Annotated in this window: 15 protein-coding genes; 10 read left to right on the top strand and 5 right to left on the bottom strand. The window is 76.5% G+C overall.

The features are described from left to right. Positions 1-370 precede the first annotated feature (370 nt). A complete protein-coding gene (gene thpR / locus RM780_RS15410; protein WP_311631300.1) occupies positions 371-1,003 on the top strand; it encodes an RNA 2',3'-cyclic phosphodiesterase in 633 nt (210 codons plus the stop codon). 185 nt (positions 1,004-1,188) lie between these two features. On the opposite strand, the gene RM780_RS15405 is transcribed toward thpR, so the two are convergent. Next, positions 1,189-2,130 carry a dienelactone hydrolase family protein gene (locus RM780_RS15405; protein WP_311631282.1) on the bottom strand — a complete coding sequence of 314 codons (942 nt, stop codon included), beginning with the start codon at positions 2,128-2,130 and terminating at the stop codon, positions 1,189-1,191. Positions 2,131-2,467: 337 nt separating this feature from the next. Here RM780_RS15405 and RM780_RS15400 point away from each other — a divergent pair, with 337 nt between their 5' ends. Continuing rightward, entirely contained in the window at positions 2,468-4,033 is a 1,566-nt protein-coding gene (locus RM780_RS15400) for an alkaline phosphatase D family protein (RefSeq protein ID WP_311631281.1), read from the top strand. 111 nt (positions 4,034-4,144) lie between these two features. Here RM780_RS15400 and RM780_RS15395 read toward each other — a convergent pair whose 3' ends face one another. Next, positions 4,145-4,738, bottom strand: a complete 594-nt coding sequence (locus tag RM780_RS15395) for a DedA family protein (RefSeq protein WP_311631299.1) — start codon at positions 4,736-4,738, stop codon at positions 4,145-4,147. A 302-nt stretch (positions 4,739-5,040) separates the two neighbouring features. Here RM780_RS15395 and RM780_RS15390 point away from each other — a divergent pair, with 302 nt between their 5' ends. The 5 genes from RM780_RS15390 (at position 5,041) to RM780_RS15370 (ending at position 11,861) form a co-directional block, all read left to right on the top strand. Continuing rightward, a complete protein-coding gene (locus RM780_RS15390) occupies positions 5,041-5,535 on the top strand; it encodes a ChaB family protein (RefSeq protein ID WP_311631280.1) in 495 nt (164 codons plus the stop codon). A gap of 259 nt (positions 5,536-5,794) precedes the next feature. Next, on the top strand, positions 5,795-8,254 hold the full coding sequence (locus tag RM780_RS15385; protein ID WP_311631279.1) for a phosphoketolase family protein: 2,460 nt from the start codon (positions 5,795-5,797) through the stop codon (positions 8,252-8,254). 139 nt (positions 8,255-8,393) lie between these two features. Continuing rightward, positions 8,394-9,665: a glycosyltransferase family 4 protein gene (locus RM780_RS15380; protein ID WP_311631278.1), complete on the top strand. Its 1,272-nt coding sequence runs from the start codon at positions 8,394-8,396 to the stop codon at positions 9,663-9,665. Next, positions 9,662-10,525: a hypothetical protein gene (locus RM780_RS15375; RefSeq protein WP_311631277.1), complete on the top strand. Its 864-nt coding sequence runs from the start codon at positions 9,662-9,664 to the stop codon at positions 10,523-10,525. Before RM780_RS15380 ends, RM780_RS15375 begins: the two co-directional genes overlap by 4 nt. Before the next feature lie 55 nt (positions 10,526-10,580). Next, the gene (locus RM780_RS15370; protein WP_311631276.1) at positions 10,581-11,861 is read left to right on the top strand and encodes a phosphoribosyltransferase family protein; all 1,281 of its coding nucleotides are present in this window, start codon (positions 10,581-10,583) and stop codon (positions 11,859-11,861) included. Between the two features lie 8 nt (positions 11,862-11,869). Here the strand turns inward: RM780_RS15370 and RM780_RS15365 are convergent, their stop codons facing one another. From RM780_RS15365 to polX, 3 genes are all read right to left on the bottom strand, one after another. Continuing rightward, on the bottom strand, positions 11,870-12,454 hold the full coding sequence (locus tag RM780_RS15365; protein ID WP_311631275.1) for a hypothetical protein: 585 nt from the start codon (positions 12,452-12,454) through the stop codon (positions 11,870-11,872). 61 nt (positions 12,455-12,515) lie between these two features. Further along, positions 12,516-12,959, bottom strand: coding sequence for a hypothetical protein (locus tag RM780_RS15360; protein ID WP_311631274.1), 444 nt, complete (start codon positions 12,957-12,959; stop codon positions 12,516-12,518). Between the two features lie 179 nt (positions 12,960-13,138). Next, entirely contained in the window at positions 13,139-14,863 is a 1,725-nt protein-coding gene (gene polX / locus RM780_RS15355; protein ID WP_311631273.1) for a DNA polymerase/3'-5' exonuclease PolX, read from the bottom strand. A gap of 151 nt (positions 14,864-15,014) precedes the next feature. Between polX and RM780_RS15350 the strand changes: the two genes are divergently transcribed. The 3 genes from RM780_RS15350 to RM780_RS15340 all read left to right on the top strand — a co-directional run bounded on the left by RM780_RS15350 (position 15,015) and on the right by RM780_RS15340 (position 17,930). Then, positions 15,015-16,220: a site-2 protease family protein gene (locus RM780_RS15350; protein ID WP_311631272.1), complete on the top strand. Its 1,206-nt coding sequence runs from the start codon at positions 15,015-15,017 to the stop codon at positions 16,218-16,220. 137 nt (positions 16,221-16,357) lie between these two features. After that, a complete protein-coding gene (locus RM780_RS15345; protein WP_311631271.1) occupies positions 16,358-16,723 on the top strand; it encodes an SH3 domain-containing protein in 366 nt (121 codons plus the stop codon). A 154-nt stretch (positions 16,724-16,877) separates the two neighbouring features. Beyond that, a complete protein-coding gene (locus RM780_RS15340) occupies positions 16,878-17,930 on the top strand; it encodes a protein-L-isoaspartate O-methyltransferase family protein (RefSeq protein WP_311631270.1) in 1,053 nt (350 codons plus the stop codon). Positions 17,931-18,009: the final 79 nt, after the last annotated feature.

The raw sequence follows: 18,009 nt of genomic DNA, 5'->3' as shown, positions 1-18,009 counted from the left end.
GGCGTGGCCCGTGGTCGGTGGGGGTGCCGTCGGCCTCCCGGCGGACGGCGTGCGCGAGGGCGGCGGGGGTGCGGGAGGCGCCCGCGACCTGACCGCGGTCGTTGATCGCGGCCGTGACGTCGAACGACCCGCCCAGGCCCGCCGCTCCCGGCCGCCGCGCGCCGCCGCGCGCCGTTCGGTGAACGCCTCCACCACGCCGCGCACGGCCTCGGCCAGGCAGTCCTCGCGGCCGGGCACCCACGCCTCGACGCGCAGGCCGGCGGTGTGTTCCACGCTGCGGTGGCCGCGGTCGTTCACCCCTCCCTCCGGGGGCCGGGGCGCGCGGCGCGCAGTCCGGGGCGGTCGGGGCCAGGATGGAGGGGTGGAGCGGATGCGGCTGTTCGCGGCCCTCCGGCCTCCGGACGCGGCGCTGGCCGAGCTGCGCGAGGCGGTCGCCGGGCTGCACGGGCTGCCCGGGGCCGGGCGGCTGCGCTGGGCGGACCCGGCGGGGTGGCACGTGGCGCTGGCGTTCTACGGGGACGTGCCGGCCGGCGCGGTGCCCGCGCTGTGCGAACGGCTGGGCGCCGCCGCCGCGGGGGTGCCGCCGCACGGGCTGCGGCTGGCGGGGGGCGGGCGGTTCGGGCGGCGGGTGCTGTGGGCGGGGGTGACCGGGGAGGGCACGGCGCTGCTGGGGCGGCTGGCGGCCTCGGCGGTGGCGGCGGGCCCGGCCGAGGGCCCTGGCGATGAACGGGACGCGGAGGAGCAACGCCCGCGGCGGGCGTTCGAGCCGCATCTGACCCTGGCGCGCGGGCGGGGGCGCGTGGGCGCGGACCTGGCGCCGTTCACCTCGGGGCTGGCCGGCTTCGACGGCGGGCCGTGGACGGCGGCCTGCTTCGGGCTGTACCGCAGCCGGCTGCCGGGGGGCGGGGAGCCGGGCGGACGGCCCCGGTACGAGACGCTCGCCGTCTGGCCGCTGACCGGCCGGAGCGCGGCGGCGCGGGAAAGCCCGCCCCCGCCGGAATGACCTGAGTCACAGCATGGGGGGCCGCCTGTCACACTCGGGGCCGCGCGCCGCCTCCCGGGTGCGGACGCGGAAGGCGGCGGGGCCGGGGATGGGCGAGGGCGGACGGGCGGGCGCGGAAGGGCCGTTCGGGGTCCCCGGGGCCGGGCGACCGGCCTCGCTCCGGCCCCGGGGACGAGAGGGGCCGGTCAGTCGACCGGGCAGGTCCCGCGGAACTCGGACACGACGGGACCGGGGGTGGGGCCGGGGCAGAGGAAGCGGTCGTAGCGGGTGTCGTTGTCCACGAACCGCTTGGCCCAGGAGAGGACGTACTGCGTGAGCAGCGGGTTGGCCCGGGTGGGCAGGAAGTGGTCCGCGGACTCGAACTCCACGTAGGCGCGCTCCTGGGCCGAGGTGAGGTTCGTGTAGAACGGCTCGGCGTGCATGAACACCGGCGCGATGATGTCGTTCTCGGCGCCGATGATCAGGCTCGGGACGGTCACGTCGCGCCAGTCGCTCGACAGGTTCCAGGGGGTGAGCCCGATGGCGGCCTGGAGCTCGGGGTGCTCCTGGGCGGAGAGGAGCGAGCCGCCGCCGCCCATCGACCACCCGGCCACGGCCAGGCGGTCGGGGTCGACCATCTCGCGGACCTCGCTGCGCTCGGTGAGGAAGTCGAGGGCGGCCATCATCTGGTCCGAGCGGCTGTCGGGGAAGTCGAACGGGCCGTTGGTGTCGATGGTGATGACCACGAAGCCGTGCGAGGCGAGCATCGAGCCGTACCAGCTGATCGTCCCCTGCGGGGAGAGGAAGCCGGGAGTGACGGCGATGCCGCCCAGGCGCTCGGCGTCGGCGTCCGTCGGGTAGTGGATGGTGCCGCCGCCGAAGCCGTTGCCGCGGGGCACGACGATGCGCTCGGTGTCGAAGGGGCCCTGCGTGCTCTGCACGCTCTGCGGCGTCGGGTCGGGACCGACGCGGAACTCCTGGTCCTCCGCGGCGACCGCGGCGGCCGTCGCGCCGGACGCTCCGGCCGGGCCCGCGACGCCGGCCAGCAGGCCGCCGCCGAGGAGCAGCGCGGAGGCCGCCCCCAGGGCGGCGCCGACGCGCCACCGTCTTCCGTGACCTCGGGTGGTGCTCGTGCTGCGGTGCGGCATGCGGCTGCGCTCCTCTCCCCGGGCCGCGGGCGGGCCGGGAGGTTTCCCCAAGACGGACGTCCCCCACCGTGGGGCCCCGAGTCTGTCGGGGGCGGCGGGCGGGGCGGAAGCCGGGGAGCGCGATGGGCCGCGTTTTTGCCATGCGAACGATCAGGCGGGGGCCGCCCCTTGTCAACGCCGTGAGGGGGCGCGCGGGTCACCGGCGCGGTCCGGGGGCGACCAAGGCTCATGCGGGCGCCATGTGTTCGCTCCCGGGCGTTCAGGGCGGCGCCCAAAGCGGCTGTCACCGTCACCTTCCGGTCGCAGTGACCATCGTGCGTTCGACGAGAGGTCCCTCATGTCTCCCGGAACTGCCCGACGTCGTTTCCTTACCGCCGGAGCCGCCGCGGTGAGCGTCGCCGCGGTCGGCGCTCCCGCGGCCGGCGCCCCCGCCGCCGGGCGGAGCACCGCCGCCCGGCCCGTGGCCCGGACCCTGCCCTCCGGCCTGTTCACCCTCGGGGTCGCCTCGGGCGACCCGCTCCCCGACGGCGTGGTGCTGTGGACCCGCCTCGCACCCGACCCGCTGGGCGGCGGCGGGATGCCCGACCGCCCCGTGGACGTCGAGTGGCAGGTGGCCCTCGACGCTCGGTTCCGCTCGGTGGTGCGCTCCGGCCGCACGCGGGCCGTTCCCGCGTACGGGCACAGCGTGCACGTGGACGTGCGCGGCCTGGCCCCGCACCGGGACTACTGGTACCGCTTCCGCGCCGACGGGCAGCTCTCCCCCACCGGCCGCACCCGGACCGCGCCGCACCCGCTGGCGGCGGGCGGGCGGCTGCGCCTGGCGCTGGCCTCCTGCCAGAACTGGCAGCAGGGGTTCTTCACCGCCTACGCCGACATGGCGGCGCAGGACCCCGACGCCGTGCTCTTCACCGGCGACTACATCTACGAGGCCGCCCCCTCGGCCACCGCGCTGCGCCCCCACGAGGGCGCGGGCGAGCCGGTCGCGCTGGAGCAGTACCGCAACCGGCACGCGCAGTACCGCACCGACCCGGACCTGGCGCGGATGCACGCCTCCGCGCCCTGGATCGTCACCTTCGACGACCACGAGGTGGACAACGACTTCGCCGGGGCGATCCCGCAGGACCCGGACCGGCAGTCGCCCGAGACGTTCGCCGCCCGGCTGACCGCGGCCTACCAGGCGTACTACGAGCACATGCCGGTGCGGGCGACGGCCGTGCCCAGCGGCCCGCACATCCGGATGCACCGGCGGCTGGAGTTCGGGCGGCTGGCGCGCCTGTCGGTGCTGGACACCCGCCAGTACCGCAGCGACCAGGCGACCACGCAGGAGGGCGCGCAGAGCCCGCTGATGACGATGCTGGGCGCGGAGCAGCGCGACTGGCTGGTGGCGGGCCTGCGCCGCTCGCCGGCCCGGTGGAACCTCATCGGCTCGCAGATCATGATGGCCGAGACGGACCTGCTGCCGGGCACCGGCAAGCGCTGGTACTACGACGCCTGGGACGGCTACCAGGTGGAACGCAACGCCCTGCTGGGCGAGTTGGCCGCCACCCGTAACCCGGTGGTGCTCACCGGGGACCGGCACCTGACGATGATCTCGGACCTGAAGCGGGACTTCGCGGACCCGGGCTCGGCGGTGGTCGGGGCGGAGTTCGTCGGCTGCTCGATCAGCTCCAACGGGGACCAGGACCAGGCGGCCTTCCACGCCGAGTGGGACCCGCGGATGGGGGACAACCCGCACTGGAAGCTGGTGGACGCCCACCGCGGCTACCACCTCTTCGACATCACGCCGGAGGGCGTGGACGCGCGGGTGCGGGTGGTGGAGACCGTGCGCACGCCCGGGGCCGCCGCCCGGACGCAGGCACGGCTGCGGGTGGAGGACGGGCGGCCCGGGGTTCACCTGGTCTGATCCCGCGCCGGAGAGCCGGATCAACGGCCGGGGCGGGCGGAGCCGGAGCAACGGCCGGGGCAAGCGGAGCCGGATCAACGGCCGGGGCGGGCGCGGGCGTCGAGGCGCGGGCTAGGACGACGCGCGGCGCTTGCCCCGGCCCGGCCGCAGGGCCCGGTAGACCACGAAGGCGACCACCGCCAGGGCGACTGCGACGATGACCACCCGGGAGTAGACCGAGACCCAGTCCGAGACCCGCTCCCAGTCCTCGCCGAGCCGGTAACCGGCCAGGACGAAGAGGGTGTTCCAGATCGCGGAGCCGACGGTGGTCAGCAGGAGGAACAGCGGCAGGGACATGCGTTCCACGCCCGCGGGCACGGAGATCAGGCTGCGGAAGAGCGGGATCATCCGGCCGAAGAAGACGGCCTTGGTGCCGTGCTTGGCGAACCACGCCTCCGTCTTCTCGATGTCCGCGACCTTCACCAGCGGCAGCCGCTCCGCGACCGCGATCAGCCGCTCGCGGCCGAAGAGGGCCCCCACCCCGTAGAGCGCGAGGGCGCCGACGACCGAGCCGAGCGTGGTCCACACCAGGGCCGCCCACAGGCTCATCTCGCCCTGGCTGGCCGTGAAGCCGGCCAGCGGGAGGATCACCTCGCTGGGGAGCGGGGGGAAGAGGTTCTCCAGGGCGATGGCCGCGCCGGCGCCGGGGGCGCCCATGGTGTCCATCAGGTCGGTGGCCCAGCCGGTGATGCCGCCGGGGTCCCCGGCCGGCTCGGCCAGGTGAGCAAGGGGTGCGGAGATAGGGGTCACACCGCAGACGCTACAAAGCCCGGCTGTGCGCGGGTGATGGGGGCCACCCCCCGGACACCCTGACGTTTCCCCCAGGCGTCCCCGACGCGCCTGGTCAGGGCGCCCCCGTCCGCCCGCGCGCCCCCCGCGCACGGCCGCGCGCCCGCCCGGGACGTCCGGTTTGCCCCGCCGACGCCGGGGTACCCGGGGCGCACCCACCGTCTATGGAGGTGAACACCGTGCCCGGACGTAAGGACATGCCGTCCACGCTGGAGCGCTCGGACGCCAGTGCCCAGCGCACCTGGGTCAAGGCCCACGACTCGGCGATCAGGGAGTACGGCCGGGGCCAGCGGGCGCAGCGGGTCGCGTACGGGGCGCTGAAGCACACGCACGAGAAGGTGGGCGACCACTGGGAGCGCAAGGAGAAGGGCCGCAAGGCGCCCTCCGACCCCCAGTCGGCCAAGCCCCGCCAGCAGGGCGGGCGCAGCGGCCAGGGCGTCGACGAGCAGGCCACCAAGGAGCACCTGTACGGGATCGCCCGGCGGCTGGACATCCCGGGCCGCTCGTCCATGAACCGCTCCGAGCTGCTGGCCGCCGTGCGCAAGGCGAACCGCCGCAGTACGGCGAAGTCCCGCCCCTCGTCGCAGCGTTCTTCCAAGCCGTCGTCGAAGCGTTCCGCGACCTCGGGCACGAGGTCGCGGACGAGGAGCAAGGCCCGCTCGGGTTCGCGCTGAGCGCACCCCCCTCGCGGGCGGCTCGCACCGCTCCCCGCCCCCCGGTACCCCGGGGCGGGGTACCTCCCGGGGCCCCGGGGCCTCCCCAGGCCCCAGGTCCGGCGGGGACACTCCCCCGGCGATGGCCTCCCCGAGACGAAGTCCGGGGGACGCCGGGAGGTACCTCCCGGCGTCCCGACCAGGCCCGAGCGGGCCTGCCGGTCCCCCCAAGGTGAACGTCCGAGCGAGCGCCGCAGCGCGGCGCGCAGGAGGCCCGTCCATGCCCGAGGCAGCACCCGTCACCGTCGCACCGACCGCACCGCCGACGCCTGCCGGGGCGGGGCGCGGACCGCTGGGGGCGGAGGAGCTGGCCGCCCTCGACGCCCACTGGCGGGCCGCGAACTACCTCTCCGCCGGCCAGATCTACCTGCTGGACAACCCGCTGCTGCGCGAGCCGCTGCGCCCCGAGCACGTCAAGCCGCGCCTGCTGGGCCACTGGGGCACCGACCCGGGCCTCAACCTCGTGCACACGCACCTGAACCGGGTGATCATGGCCCGCGACCTGGACCTGCTGTGCGTCTGGGGCCCCGGCCACGGCGCGCCGGCCGTGCTCGCCAACTCCTGGCTGGACGGCAGCTACACGGCCGCCTACCCGGACGTGACGCGGGACGAGGCGGGCCTGCGCCGGCTGTTCAAGCAGTTCTCCTTTCCGGGCGGGGTGCCCAGCCACGCCTCGCCCGAGACCCCGGGTTCGATCCACGAGGGCGGCGAGCTGGGCTACTCCCTGGCCCACGCCTACGGGGCGGCCTTCGACAACCCGGACCTGGTCGTCGCCTGCGTGATCGGGGACGGCGAGGCGGAGACCGGGCCGCTGGCCGCGTCCTGGTTCTCGCACACCTTCCTGGACCCCGTGCACGACGGCGCGGTGCTGCCGATCCTGCACCTCAACGGCTGGAAGATCGCCAACCCCACCGTCCTCGCCCGGCTCCCCGAGAGCCAGCTCGACGGCCTGCTGCGCGGCTACGGGTACGAGCCGCTGCGCGTGGCGGGCGACGACCCCGCCGCCGTGCACCAGGACCTCGCGCGGGCCATGGACACCGCCCTGGACCGGATCGCCGCCCTCCAGCGCGAGGCCCGCGCCGGGCGGTACGACGGCTCCGACGGACCGGCCCGCCCGCGGTGGCCCGTCATCACGCTGCGCACCCCGAAGGGGTGGACCGGCCCGCGCGAGGTGGACGGCAAGCCGGTGGAGGGCACCTGGCGCGCGCACCAGATCCCGGTCTCCGGCGCGCGGAGCGACCCCGCGCACCTGCGGGAGCTGGAGCGCTGGCTGCGCTCGTACCGGCCCTCGGAGCTGTTCGACGAGAACGGCGCCCCCGTCGCCCTGGTGCGGGCCGTCAACCCCTCGGGCCCGCGCCGCCTGGGCGCCAATCCGCACGCCAACGGCGGCCTGCTGCTGCGGGACCTGCCGCTGCCGCCGCTCGCCGACTGCGCGGTGCCGGTGGAGGAGCCGGGGACCACCACGCACGAACCCACCCAGGCCCTGGGCGGGTTGCTGGCCCGCGTCATGGAGGCCACCCGCGACCGGCGGGACTTCCGCCTCGTCGGCCCCGACGAGACCGCCTCCAACCGCCTTCAGGACGTCTACCGTTCGACCGGCAAGGCCTGGCAGGAGCGGACGCTGCCGGTGGACGAGCACCTGGAGCGCGGCGGCCGGGTGATGGAGGTGCTCTCCGAACACCTCTGCCAGGGCTGGCTGGAGGGCTACCTGCTGACGGGCCGTCACGGGCTGTTCTCCAGCTACGAGGCGTTCGTCCACGTCGTGGACTCGATGGCGAACCAGCACATCAAGTGGCTGCGCACCTCCCGCCGGCTGCCCTGGAGGCGGCCCATCGCCTCGCTGACCTACCTGCTGACCTCGCACGTGTGGCGGCAGGACCACAACGGCTTCTCCCACCAGGACCCCGGCTTCGTGGACCACGTGCTCAACAAGAGCCCCGAGGCCGTGCGCGTCTACCTGCCGCCGGACACCAACACCCTGCTGGCGGTGGCCGATCACACCCTCCGCAGCCGCGACTACGTCAACGTGGTCATCGCCGGGAAGCAGCCCTGCTTCGACTGGCTGGGCATCGAGGACGCCCGCGCGCACTGCGCCCGCGGCGCCGGGATCTGGGAGTGGGCCGGCACCGAGCCGGAGTCCACGGACCGGGAGCCGGACGTGGTGCTGGCCTGCGCCGGGGACGTTCCCACCCAGGAGGTGCTGGCCGCGGCCGACCTGTTGCGCCGCCACCTGCCCGAGGTCGCCGTCCGGGTCGTCAACGTCGTGGACATCGCCCGGCTGATGCCCTCGGACGCCCACCCGCACGGCATGTCCGACCGGGACTACGACGCGCTGTTCACCCGCGACAGGCCGGTGATCTTCGCCTACCACGGCTATCCGTGGCTGATCCACCGCCTGACCTACCGCCGCGCGGGCCACGACGACCTGCACGTGCGCGGCTACATGGAGGAGGGCAGCACCACCACGCCCTTCGACATGGTGGTGCGCAACGACCTGGACCGGTACCGGCTGGCCATGGACGTCATCGACCGCGTCCCGGGCCTGGCGGTGCGCGCCGCCCGGCTGCGGCAGCGGCTCGCCGACGCCCGCTACCGCCACGAGGGCTGGATCCGCGAGCACGGGAGGGACCTGCCCGAGGTGGCCGAGTGGAGGTGGGGCACCGACCGTCCGATGCTGTGAGGCGGGCCGCCCCGGGCCGCCCCCGGGGCCCCGGGGGTCACGGCGGGAACGCGCGGCGTTCACCTCTGCGCTACCTTCCTCACCATCAGCACTCCGCGCCGTCGCCGCGCACGCCCGAAATGCCGAGGTCCAGCCCGAGATGAAGATTTCCTTCCTCCTCCACAACGGATACGGGATCGGGGGGACCATCAAGACGACCTTCAACCTGGCCGGGGCCCTCGCCGAGCGGCACGACGTGGAGATCGTCTCCGTCCTGCGGCACCGCAAGGCCCCCAACTTCGCGCTGGACCCGCGCGTGCGGATGCGCCACCTGGTGGACCTGCGCACCGAGACCGGGGACCCGGCCTTCCAGCGGCCCGCGAAGATCTTCCCCGCCTCCGAGTACCGCTACGGGCAGTACAACGAGCTGACCGACCGCCGCATCGGGGAATGCCTGGCGGAGCTGGACGCGGACGTGATCATCGGCACCCGCCCCGGGCTCAACGTCCACCTCGCCCTCCAGGGTCCCGAAACGGCCGTCCGCGTCGGCCAGGAGCACCTGACCCTGGACAACCACCCCCCGGCCCTGCGCAACGAGCTGCGCCGCGTCTACCCGCGCCTGGACGCCCTCACCACCACGACCAACGCCGACGCGGAGGCGTACCGGCGGAAGATGCGGCTGCCGGGCGTGCGGGTCACGGCCCTGCCCAACAGCGTTCCCGAGCCCGCGATCCCGCCCGCCGACACCAGCGCGCGGATCGTCGTCGCGGCCGGGCGGCTGGTGCGCTCCAAGCGGCACGAGCTGCTGATCCGGGCGTTCGCCAAGGTCGTCGCGGAACGGCCGGACTGGCAGGCGCGGATCTACGGCAAGGGCGAGGAGGAGGAGCGGCTGCGCGCGCTGATCCACGAACTCGGCCTGTACAACAACGTCTTCCTCATGGGCGCGGCCTCGCCCATCGAGAACGAGTGGGTCAAGGGCTCGATCGCTGCCGTCACCTCCAGCTTCGAGCCCTTCGGGATGACCATCGTGGAGGCGATGCGCTGCGGGCTGCCCGTGGTCTCCACCGACTGCCGCTACGGCCCGGCCGAGATCATCCGCGACGGCGAGGACGGCCGGCTGGTGCCCGTGGGCGACCGGGACGCGCTGGCCGCCGCGCTGCTGGACCTGATCCGGGACGACGAGCTGCGGCGCACGATGGGCGCGGCGGCCCTGGCCAACTCCCGCCGCTACGACCCGGTTCCGGTGGTGGAGCAGGCGGAGGCCCTGTTCACGGGACTGCTGGAGGCCCGGCACGCGCGGCTGGCGCGGGCCCGGACGCCGCTGGCCCGGCGGCTGGGCGGCGCCCTGGCCGGGGGCGGCCACACGCTCAAGGACGCGGCGTTCGCCCTCGCCGCGAGCACGCTGCGCACGTTCAGGAAGGGACAGCGATGACCACGGACACCACCCCGGCACCGGGACCCGACGCCGCCCCCGGCGCGGCCCCCGACAAGGCCTCGCTGCCGCACGCCGACGCCTCGGCCGACCCGGAGGGCCGCCTGACGCTGGAGGTCCCGCTGCCGGGCGAGCCCGCGGAGCCGGCGCTGCTGCTCGTCCTGCGCCCGAAGAAGGGCGAGCCCGAGACGGTCACCCACCGCCTGCCGCTGGCCCCCGCCCCGGGCCGCCCCGGGCGCTGGCGCACCGAACTGGCCCCCGACACCCCGGCGCTGGAGGAGGGCCGCTGGGACGTCTTCGCCCTGCCCGCCGGGGAGGAGCGGCTGCGGCTGCTGCCCGGGCTGCGCGACCTGCGCGCCCTCTCCCCCGGCTACGCGGCCACCGCCGCGGCGCCGCTGGCCGTGCGCCTGCCCTACGCCACCAAGGACCGCTACCTCGCCGTGCGCGCCTGGCGCCGCCGCGTCCACGCCGAGGCCGGGGACCTGACGCTGGAGGGCGGAACGATGACGGTGGAGGCCCGCCTGATCGGCGCCGAGCCGGGCGAGGGCGCCGAGGCGCTGCTGAAGCTGCGCGGCGGCGGCAAGGACGGCCCGGTGCTCCGCGCGCCGCTGGCCGTGGAGCCGGGCGGGAGCGGGACGTTCGCCTTCTCCTTCGGCCTCTCCGCGCTGCCGCCCGAACCCGGCTTCTGGGACGTCCACGTCCGTCCCGCGGCCGGGGGGCCGCGGGTGCGGGTGGGGCGCCTGCTGGACGACGTGGCCGACAAGAAGCCGCTGTTCGTCTACCCGGCCGTGCCCGCGGGCGAGGCCACCGCCCGCCCCTACTACACGGTGGACAACGACCTCTCCGTGGAGGTGCGCTGACGCCCTCGCGCGCCCCGACCCCGGGTGCACCCCGGCCCGAAGGAGGCAGTTTCCGATGATCTTCGCCAACCGCGTCGAGGCCGGCCGCCGGCTGGCCGCCGAACTGCACGAGCTGCGCGGCCGGGACGTCGTCGTCCTGGGCCTGCCCCGGGGAGGCGTCCCGGTGGCCGCCGAGGTGGCGAGCGCCCTGCGCGCCCCGCTGGACGTGACCGTGGTCCGCAAGCTGGGCGTTCCCTACCGGCCCGAGGTGGCCATGGGCGCGATCGCGGAGGACGGCGCCCGCGTGCTCAACGAGGACGTGCTGCGCACCGCCGGGGTGGACGAGGACCGGCTGGCCGCCGTGGAGGCCGCCGAGCGGGCCGAACTGGACCGCCGCGCCCGGGAGTACCGGGGCGGGCGCAGCCCGGTCGCGGTCGCCGGCCGCACGGCCGTGATCGTGGACGACGGGATCGCCACGGGCGCCACGGCCCGCGCCGCCTGCCGGGCCGCGCGGACCCGCGGCGCGCGGCGGATCGTTCTGGCCGTGCCGGTGGCCCCGCCCGGCTGGGAGGGGCGCGTGGGCACGGACGCGGACGCGTTCGTCTGCCCGGAGACGCCGCCGGAGTTCATGGCGGTGGGCCAGTTCTACCGGGACTTCCCGCAGACCTCGGACGCAGAGGTGGTGGAACGCCTCAGGCACGGCTCGACGCGCGAGGTGACCGTCCCCGTCGGCGACGGCTCCACGCTGCTGCCGGGCGAACTCACGCTGCCCGAGGGCGCGTCGGGCGTGGTGCTCTTCGCGCACGGCGCGGGCAGCGGCCGGCTCAGCCCGCGCAACCGCTTCGTCGCGGACTCCCTCAACGCGGTCGGCCTGGGCACCCTGCTGTTCGACCTGCTCACCGAGGAGGAGGCAGAGGACCGGGCCAACGTCTTCGACGTCGGCCTGCTCGCCGCCCGCCTGACCGACGCCACAGCCTGGCTGGACACACCCCTGCCGCTGGGCTACTTCGGCGCCAGCACGGGCGCTGCGGCGGCGCTGTGGGCGGCGGCCGAGCCGGGCGCGCGGATCGGCGCGGTCGTCTCCCGCGGCGGGCGCCCCGACCTGGCCGACCAGCGGCTGCCGGAGGTCACCGCCCCGACGCTGCTGATCGTCGGCGGCGGCGACCCGCAGGTGCTGGAGCTCAACCGCGAGGCCCAGCAGGCGATGCGCGCCGCGCCCGGCACCCGCCTGTCCGTCGTCCCGGGCGCCACGCACCTCTTCCCGGAGCCGGGCGCGCTCTCGGAGGTCGCGGAGCTGGCCCGCGACTGGTTCCTGACCCACCTGGCGGGCGCGGCCCCGGCCGCCGAGGCCGCCTGAGCCCCCGCCTACTCCGGCCCGGGCTCGCCGCAGCGGTGCTCGGCCAGGCGTTCGCGGGCGGCCTCGTACTCCTCGCGGACATAGGAGTCGCGCAGGTGGCTGCCCCAGGGCGAGTCCTCGTGGTGCCCGCAGCGGGGGCAGACGAGTTCGGGCATGTCGGCGGGGCGCGGCGGAAGCACGGCGACGGTGTGGCGGGCGGGGAACGGCCGGCCCGTGCCGTGGCCGGTGATGCCGGCCTCCTCGGCGGCGGCCACGGCCGAGACGTAGCCCAGCAGCACGCCGAACAGCAGCAGCGCCAGCGCGCCGGTGAGGTCGCCGGAGCGGTCGGGGTCGGCGGTGCAGGCCCCGATGAGGCCGCTGAGCGCGAGGGCGAACCCCGCCCAGGCGGCGGCCAGTCGCTGCACGCGCCGCCGCCGGGTGGCCGCGACCCCGTGCACGGTGAAGATCAGCGTCCGGTCGCAGACCGCACACCGCACGGACTGCCGGGACGGCGGCTCCCCCGCCTCCGGCCGGACCGCGACCCACGGAACGCCCCGCACCTCCCCGCGGTGCACGAGCGAGACCCGCTGCTGTGGCTCCACGACAACCGCCATATCGAAGCCCTTTCCTCATCCGTCGCGGGGGCCACATCGTCCGCACCCACGGGGACGCCGGTCAAGGGGAACGCCGCACGGACCGCCGCCGCGCGCACAACGCCAGCACGAGACCGACGGCACAGAGCACCACGGGAAGGGCCAGGACGGCGACGAGCGCGCCGGGCATCGGGTCCGCGGCCGGCGCGTAGGCGGTTGCGAGGGTGGCGCCGGAGATCAGCAGGAGGAGCAGGCCGCGGCGTATCCGGATGCCCCGGGCGTTCTCGGTGTCCGGGGGCGGTCCGAGGAAGGCGGCCGGCAGGCCGGTGGCGGCGCTCGGGGCCGCCCCGGCGAGGACGGCCCACAGGGCCACGGCGCCCCACCCGGTGGCGCCCGCGGTGACCTGGCCGCCCTCGAACTCGCAGAAGGCGGCGGGCGGGAAGGCCCGCCTGCGCGTCTCCAGCAGGTCGCCCCCGCCGTCCGCGAGGCGGTGGCTGCACCGCTCGTCGAACTCGGCCGCGGCCATGCCGGACCCCGTCCGGCCGGCGAGGGTGAGCGCGCCGAACAGGAGGAAGACCGGCCAGCAGGCGGCCGGGTCGGTGCGCGCAGGCGGTGGGCGAGGCGCGCGGGGCGGGAGCGGAGCCCGGGGCGCCCGGGGGCACGGACAGGTCCGTCGTCACCCGTTCCAGGGTACGGCCGTTGCCGTCAGCGCCCCCGCTCGGCGAGGAAGCGGCGCAGACGGTCCAGGGGCCAGGTCGTGACGACCTCGGCGGGGGTGAGCCAGCCGCGCTGGGCCGTGCCGATGCCGTAGCGGGTGTGGGCGAGTTCGCCGGGCGTGTGGGCGTCGCTGTCGACGGCGAAGAGGACGCCGTGGGCGCGGGCGCGCAGGACGTGCTCGTCGCGCAGGTCGAGGCGGTTGGGGTGGCCGTTGATCTCCAGGGCCGTGCCGGTGCGGGCGCAGGCCGCGAAGACCGCGTCCAGGTCGGCGTCGATGGGGCCGCGCGAGCCGAGCTTGCGGGTGGTGGGGTGGCCGATGACGTGGACGTGAGGGTTCTCGCAGGCGCGGATGAGGCGGCGGGTCTGGGCGGCGCGGTCCAGGCCGAAGTGCGAGTGGATGGAGGCCACGCACACGTCGAACCCGGCCAGGAAGTCCCCCGGCCAGTCGACGCCGCCCTCGGGCCCGATGTTCAGCTCGGTGCCGTGCAGCAGCCGCATCCCGCCGAACGAGCCCTGGAGCGCCCGGAGTTCCTCGCGCTGGGCGAGGATCTTCTCCTTCGTCATCCGCTGCATCCGCAGGTCGGGCGCGTGGTCGGTGACGGCGAACCACTCGTAGCCGCGCTCCGTCGCCACGGCGGCCATCTCGGACAGCGGGGCGAGGCCGTCGGTCAGGCTGGTGTGGGTGTGCAGGTCCCCGCGCAGGTCCTCCTCCGTGACCAGGCGCGGGAGTTCGCCGCGGCGGGCGGCCTCGATCTCGCCGCGGTCCTCGCGCAGGACGGGCGGGATCCACGGCAGGCCGAGGCGGCGGTAGACCCCGGCCTCGGTCCGGGCGGCGCGGCGCCGCCCGGTCTCCGCGTCGAACAGGCCGTACTCGGACAGCCGCAGGCCGCGCCTGGCAGCCAACTCCCGGATGCGAGCGGCGTGTTCGCGGGAGCCGGTGAAGTGCAGCAGCCCGGCGCCCCAGGCGTCGGGCGGCAGGACGCGCAGGTCGATCCGCAGGCCGCCGGGGGTGCGCACGGCCATCGCCGTCTCCCCGCGCGCGATCACCTCGGCGGCGAAGGGCAGCGCGGCGAACGCGTCCATCACCGGCCCGGCCTCGCGGGCGGCGGCCAGCAGGTCGAGGTCCCCGACCGTCTCGCGCATCCGGCGCAACGACCCGGCGGGCGCGGCGCGTTCGCAGCCGGGGGCGGCCTCCAGGGCGGCGACGGCCTCCTCGGCCAGGGCCGTCGCGGCGTCCAGCAGCACCCGGCCGCCGGAGGCGCGCAGCAGTTCCACGCCGCGCAGCAGGTTCTCCACCGTCCTGGGCCCGAAGCCGCGCAGGCCGGCCAGGCGGCCCTCGCGCAGCGCGGCGGCCAGGTCGTCCACGGAGGCGATGCCGCGCTCCCGGCACAGGGTCAGCGCCTTCTTGGGTCCCAGGCCCGGCACGGCCGTCAGCTCGCGCACGCCCGGCGGCAGCTCGCCCCGGGCGGCCTCCACGGCGGCGACGCGGCCGGTGCGCAGGTACTCCTCGACCTTGTCCGCGATGGACCGGCCCACGCCGGGAATGGCGCGCAGCTCCCCCGCGTCCAGGCGGGAGACGTCGGCGGGGTGGCCGCCGATGGCGCGGGCGGCTCGCTCGTAGGCGCGCTGCTTGAACGCGTCCTTGCCGGTGATCGCCAGGAGGTCGGCGTACTCGCGCAGCAGCGCCGCGACCTCGTCGTTCGGCCGGGCCATGCGGCCAGTCTAGGAAGGGCGCGCCGGGGCGGCACCCGGAGCGCGGCGGGGGCGCGGACCGGCGGGCGCATGCCCGGCGGGCGGCGCGGGTACCCGGGCGGGACCTCGTCACGCCGCGCAAGGGCGGCGACAAGCGGAAGGGGTGAGGGACGTGCGGGCGTCGATCGCGCTCGGCCGGATCGCGGGCATCCGGATCGGCGTCAACTGGAGCGTTCTGCTGATCTTCGGCCTGATCGCGCTGGGCCTGGCGGCCGGGCGGCTGCCCGAGGCGCACCCGGGCCGCGGCGCGGCCCTGTACGCCGCCGCGGGGCTGGCCACGGCCGTGGTCTTCTTCGCCTCGCTGCTGGCCCACGAGCTGGCGCACGCGGTCGTGGCCCGGCGCAACGGCGTCGGCGTGGACGACATCGTGCTGTGGCTGCTGGGCGGCGCGACCCGGATGCGGGCCGAGGCGCCCTCCCCGGGCGCCGAGCTGCGGATCGCGGGGGCCGGGCCGCTGGTCAGCCTGCTGCTGGGCGGGCTGTTCACGGCGGCGGCCTGGGCCTTCGAGGCGGTGGGCGGCTCGCCCCTGCTGGTGGAGGCCACGGCCTGGCTGGCGGCGATCAACGTCCTGCTGGCCCTGTTCAACGTCGTCCCCGCCGCGCCGCTGGACGGCGGGCGGCTGCTGCGGGCGTTCCTGTGGTGGCGCACCGGGGACCGGCTGCGGGCCACGGCCGGGGCGACGACGGCCGGGCGGGCGTTCGGCTGGGTGCTGGTGGGCCTGGGCCTGTGGGGCTTCCTGTTCGGCGCGGCGCTGGGCGGGCTGTGGCTGGCGCTGATCGGCTGGTTCCTGGTGGCGGCGGCGACGCAAGAGGGTCGGCAGGCGCGGCTGCGGGAGGCCCTGTCGGGCGTTCCGGTGCGCGAGACGATGACGCCGGACCCGGTGACGGTGCCGGAGGAGCGGACGGTCGCGGAGGTGCTGGCCGGCCCTCCTTCAGGCCCTGGGGGCCTGGGCGGTGCCCCCGAGGTGACGCGGGGTCCCGGCCGGCACGCGTCGTTCCCGGTGACCGGGCGGGACGGAGTCGCGGTCGGGCTGCTGCCGCTGGAGCGGGCGCTGCGCGTGCCGCCGGGCGATCGGCCGGGGACGACGGTGGGCGCGGTGATGGTGCCGCTGGCGGAGGCCAGGACGGCGGAGCCGGACGAGCCGCTGGCGGACCTGGTGCCCCGGCTGGAGCCCGGCTCGGAGCGCCGCGTGCTGGTGCTGGCCGGCGACGGGCGCCCGGCGGGCATCGTGGCGCCCTCGGACGTGAACCGGACCGTGCGGGAGATGGCGGCCCACCCGGCGCCGCCGCAGCACCATGGGGGTACGCCCCCGGCCTGACGGCTGGGAGGTACCCCACCCGGGCCCGAGGGCCCGGGGGGCGGTCTGATGGCGGGCAGGGGCGACGGCGGAGGATTTGCGGGGGTCGACGGCTACGCATAGCCTGGGGTTGACTACGGAGAGTGAGGAGTGGTCGCATGCCCAGGAAGCTGCCGATCAAGCTGCCCGCGAAGCTGCCCATCGTGCTCGCCCCCATCGCCCTGCTGGCCGCCGCGGGCGTGGCGGTCGCCGCCCTGGCCACCGGGCCCGCCGTCGCCGCCGGCGACCTGACCGAGGACTGGCCCGGCACTGTCGCCCCCGAGGGCACGGCGCTGCGCCAGGCCCCCGATCCCGAGTCGGCCCGGCTGGCCGCCGTGGCCGGGGAGGAGGAGGTGCCGGTGCTGTGCGTCGCGGAGGGCGCGGCCCAGGGCGCGTGGTACCTCGTGCACGCCGCCGATCACTACGCCTGGGCCTCGGCCCGCGAGGTCGCCCTTCCGGAGGACGCCGCCCCGCCCTGGTGCTAGGGCCTGTCCGGGCACGGCAGGGGCGGGAGACCGACCGGGGCCGCTGTTTCCAGTCGGCCAGGAAAGTCCCCCAGGCAGCTACGTCGAACGGGGGACGCTCGTTGGGCATCGCGCACCTCCCTCTTCTCCCTTCCGTCGCCCAGGAGGAAGCGCCATGACCATCGCGACCCGCCCGCCCGCCGAGCTGCGCCGGCAGCTCGCCGAGACGCTCGCCGCCCGGGGCGTCCTGCGCGATCCCCGGTGGCGGGCCGCGTTCGCCTCCGTGCCCTGCGAGGTCTTCCTCGACCGCCGCCAGGAGCGGGAGCCGGGTCACCTGGAGACGGCCTGCGCGGCGGACCGGCTGGCGGCCACGGCCGCGCTCCTGGAGGCGGTCGGTGAGCCCCCGGCCGGGCGCCCGGTCCTGGAGGTGGTCACCGGCCCGGGGTACGCGACGGCCCTGCTGGCCCACCGCTTCGGCGAGGGACGGGTGGTCTCCGTGGACGGGCACGGGGATCGCAGGGCGGTGCGGGAGGCGCTGGAGCGGCTGCGGCGCGCCGGGCAGGCGCCCACCCTGGTGGCGGCGAAGGCGGCGGCCGGGTGTCCGGAGCGGGCGCCGTTCGGCGCGGTTGCCGCCCACGTCTGGGGGTGCGCGCGCCTCTCCCCCGCCTGGGCCCGGCAGACGGTGCCTGGCGGCCGGGTGGTGGCGGGCCTGGGGTACGGGGTGGCGGTGCTGACGGCCGGTGAGGACGGCTCGGCCGCGGGCCGCTTCCTGCCCGTGCTGGCCTGCGAGCTGCCCGCCTCGGTGACGGCCCCGGCCAACAGCTACATCCCCGCGCTGCTGGTCCCCCTCGGCCCGCAGGTGCCCGTGCCGATGCCGGTGGACCTGGGCGCGGCGGTGCCGCGGTTCCTGGGCGCGCTGCTGCACCCGGACGTTGCCACGCTGGTGATGCGGGACGCGGACGGGCGGGTGGTCTACGGCCTGGTGCACCCGGACAGCGGCTCCTGCGCGCGGCTGGCGCCGCAGGGGGACGGCACGGCCCTGGTGCAGTACGACGGCCCGCGCGACCTGTGGGCCGAGCGGGCGCCGCTGCTGGCGGAGTGGGACCGGGCCGGGCGGCCGGAGCCGGAGCGCTACGGCCTGACGGTGGCCGCGGACGGCGGCCACACCCTGTGGCTGGACCGGCCGGACGGCTGGACCCTGCCCCTGCCGGGCCGCCGCTGCGCCTGAGCGCGGGCGAACGCCCCGCCGCGGGCCGGGAGTCGGGGCGCGGGCCCGGGACACCGGCCCGCGCCTCCTCGTGCCGGGG

The sequence above is a fragment of the Streptomyces boetiae genome, assembly GCF_031845405.1.
GTDB classification, from domain to species: domain Bacteria; phylum Actinomycetota; class Actinomycetes; order Streptomycetales; family Streptomycetaceae; genus Streptomyces; species Streptomyces boetiae.
This window is presented reverse-complemented; position numbering and strand designations above follow the sequence as displayed.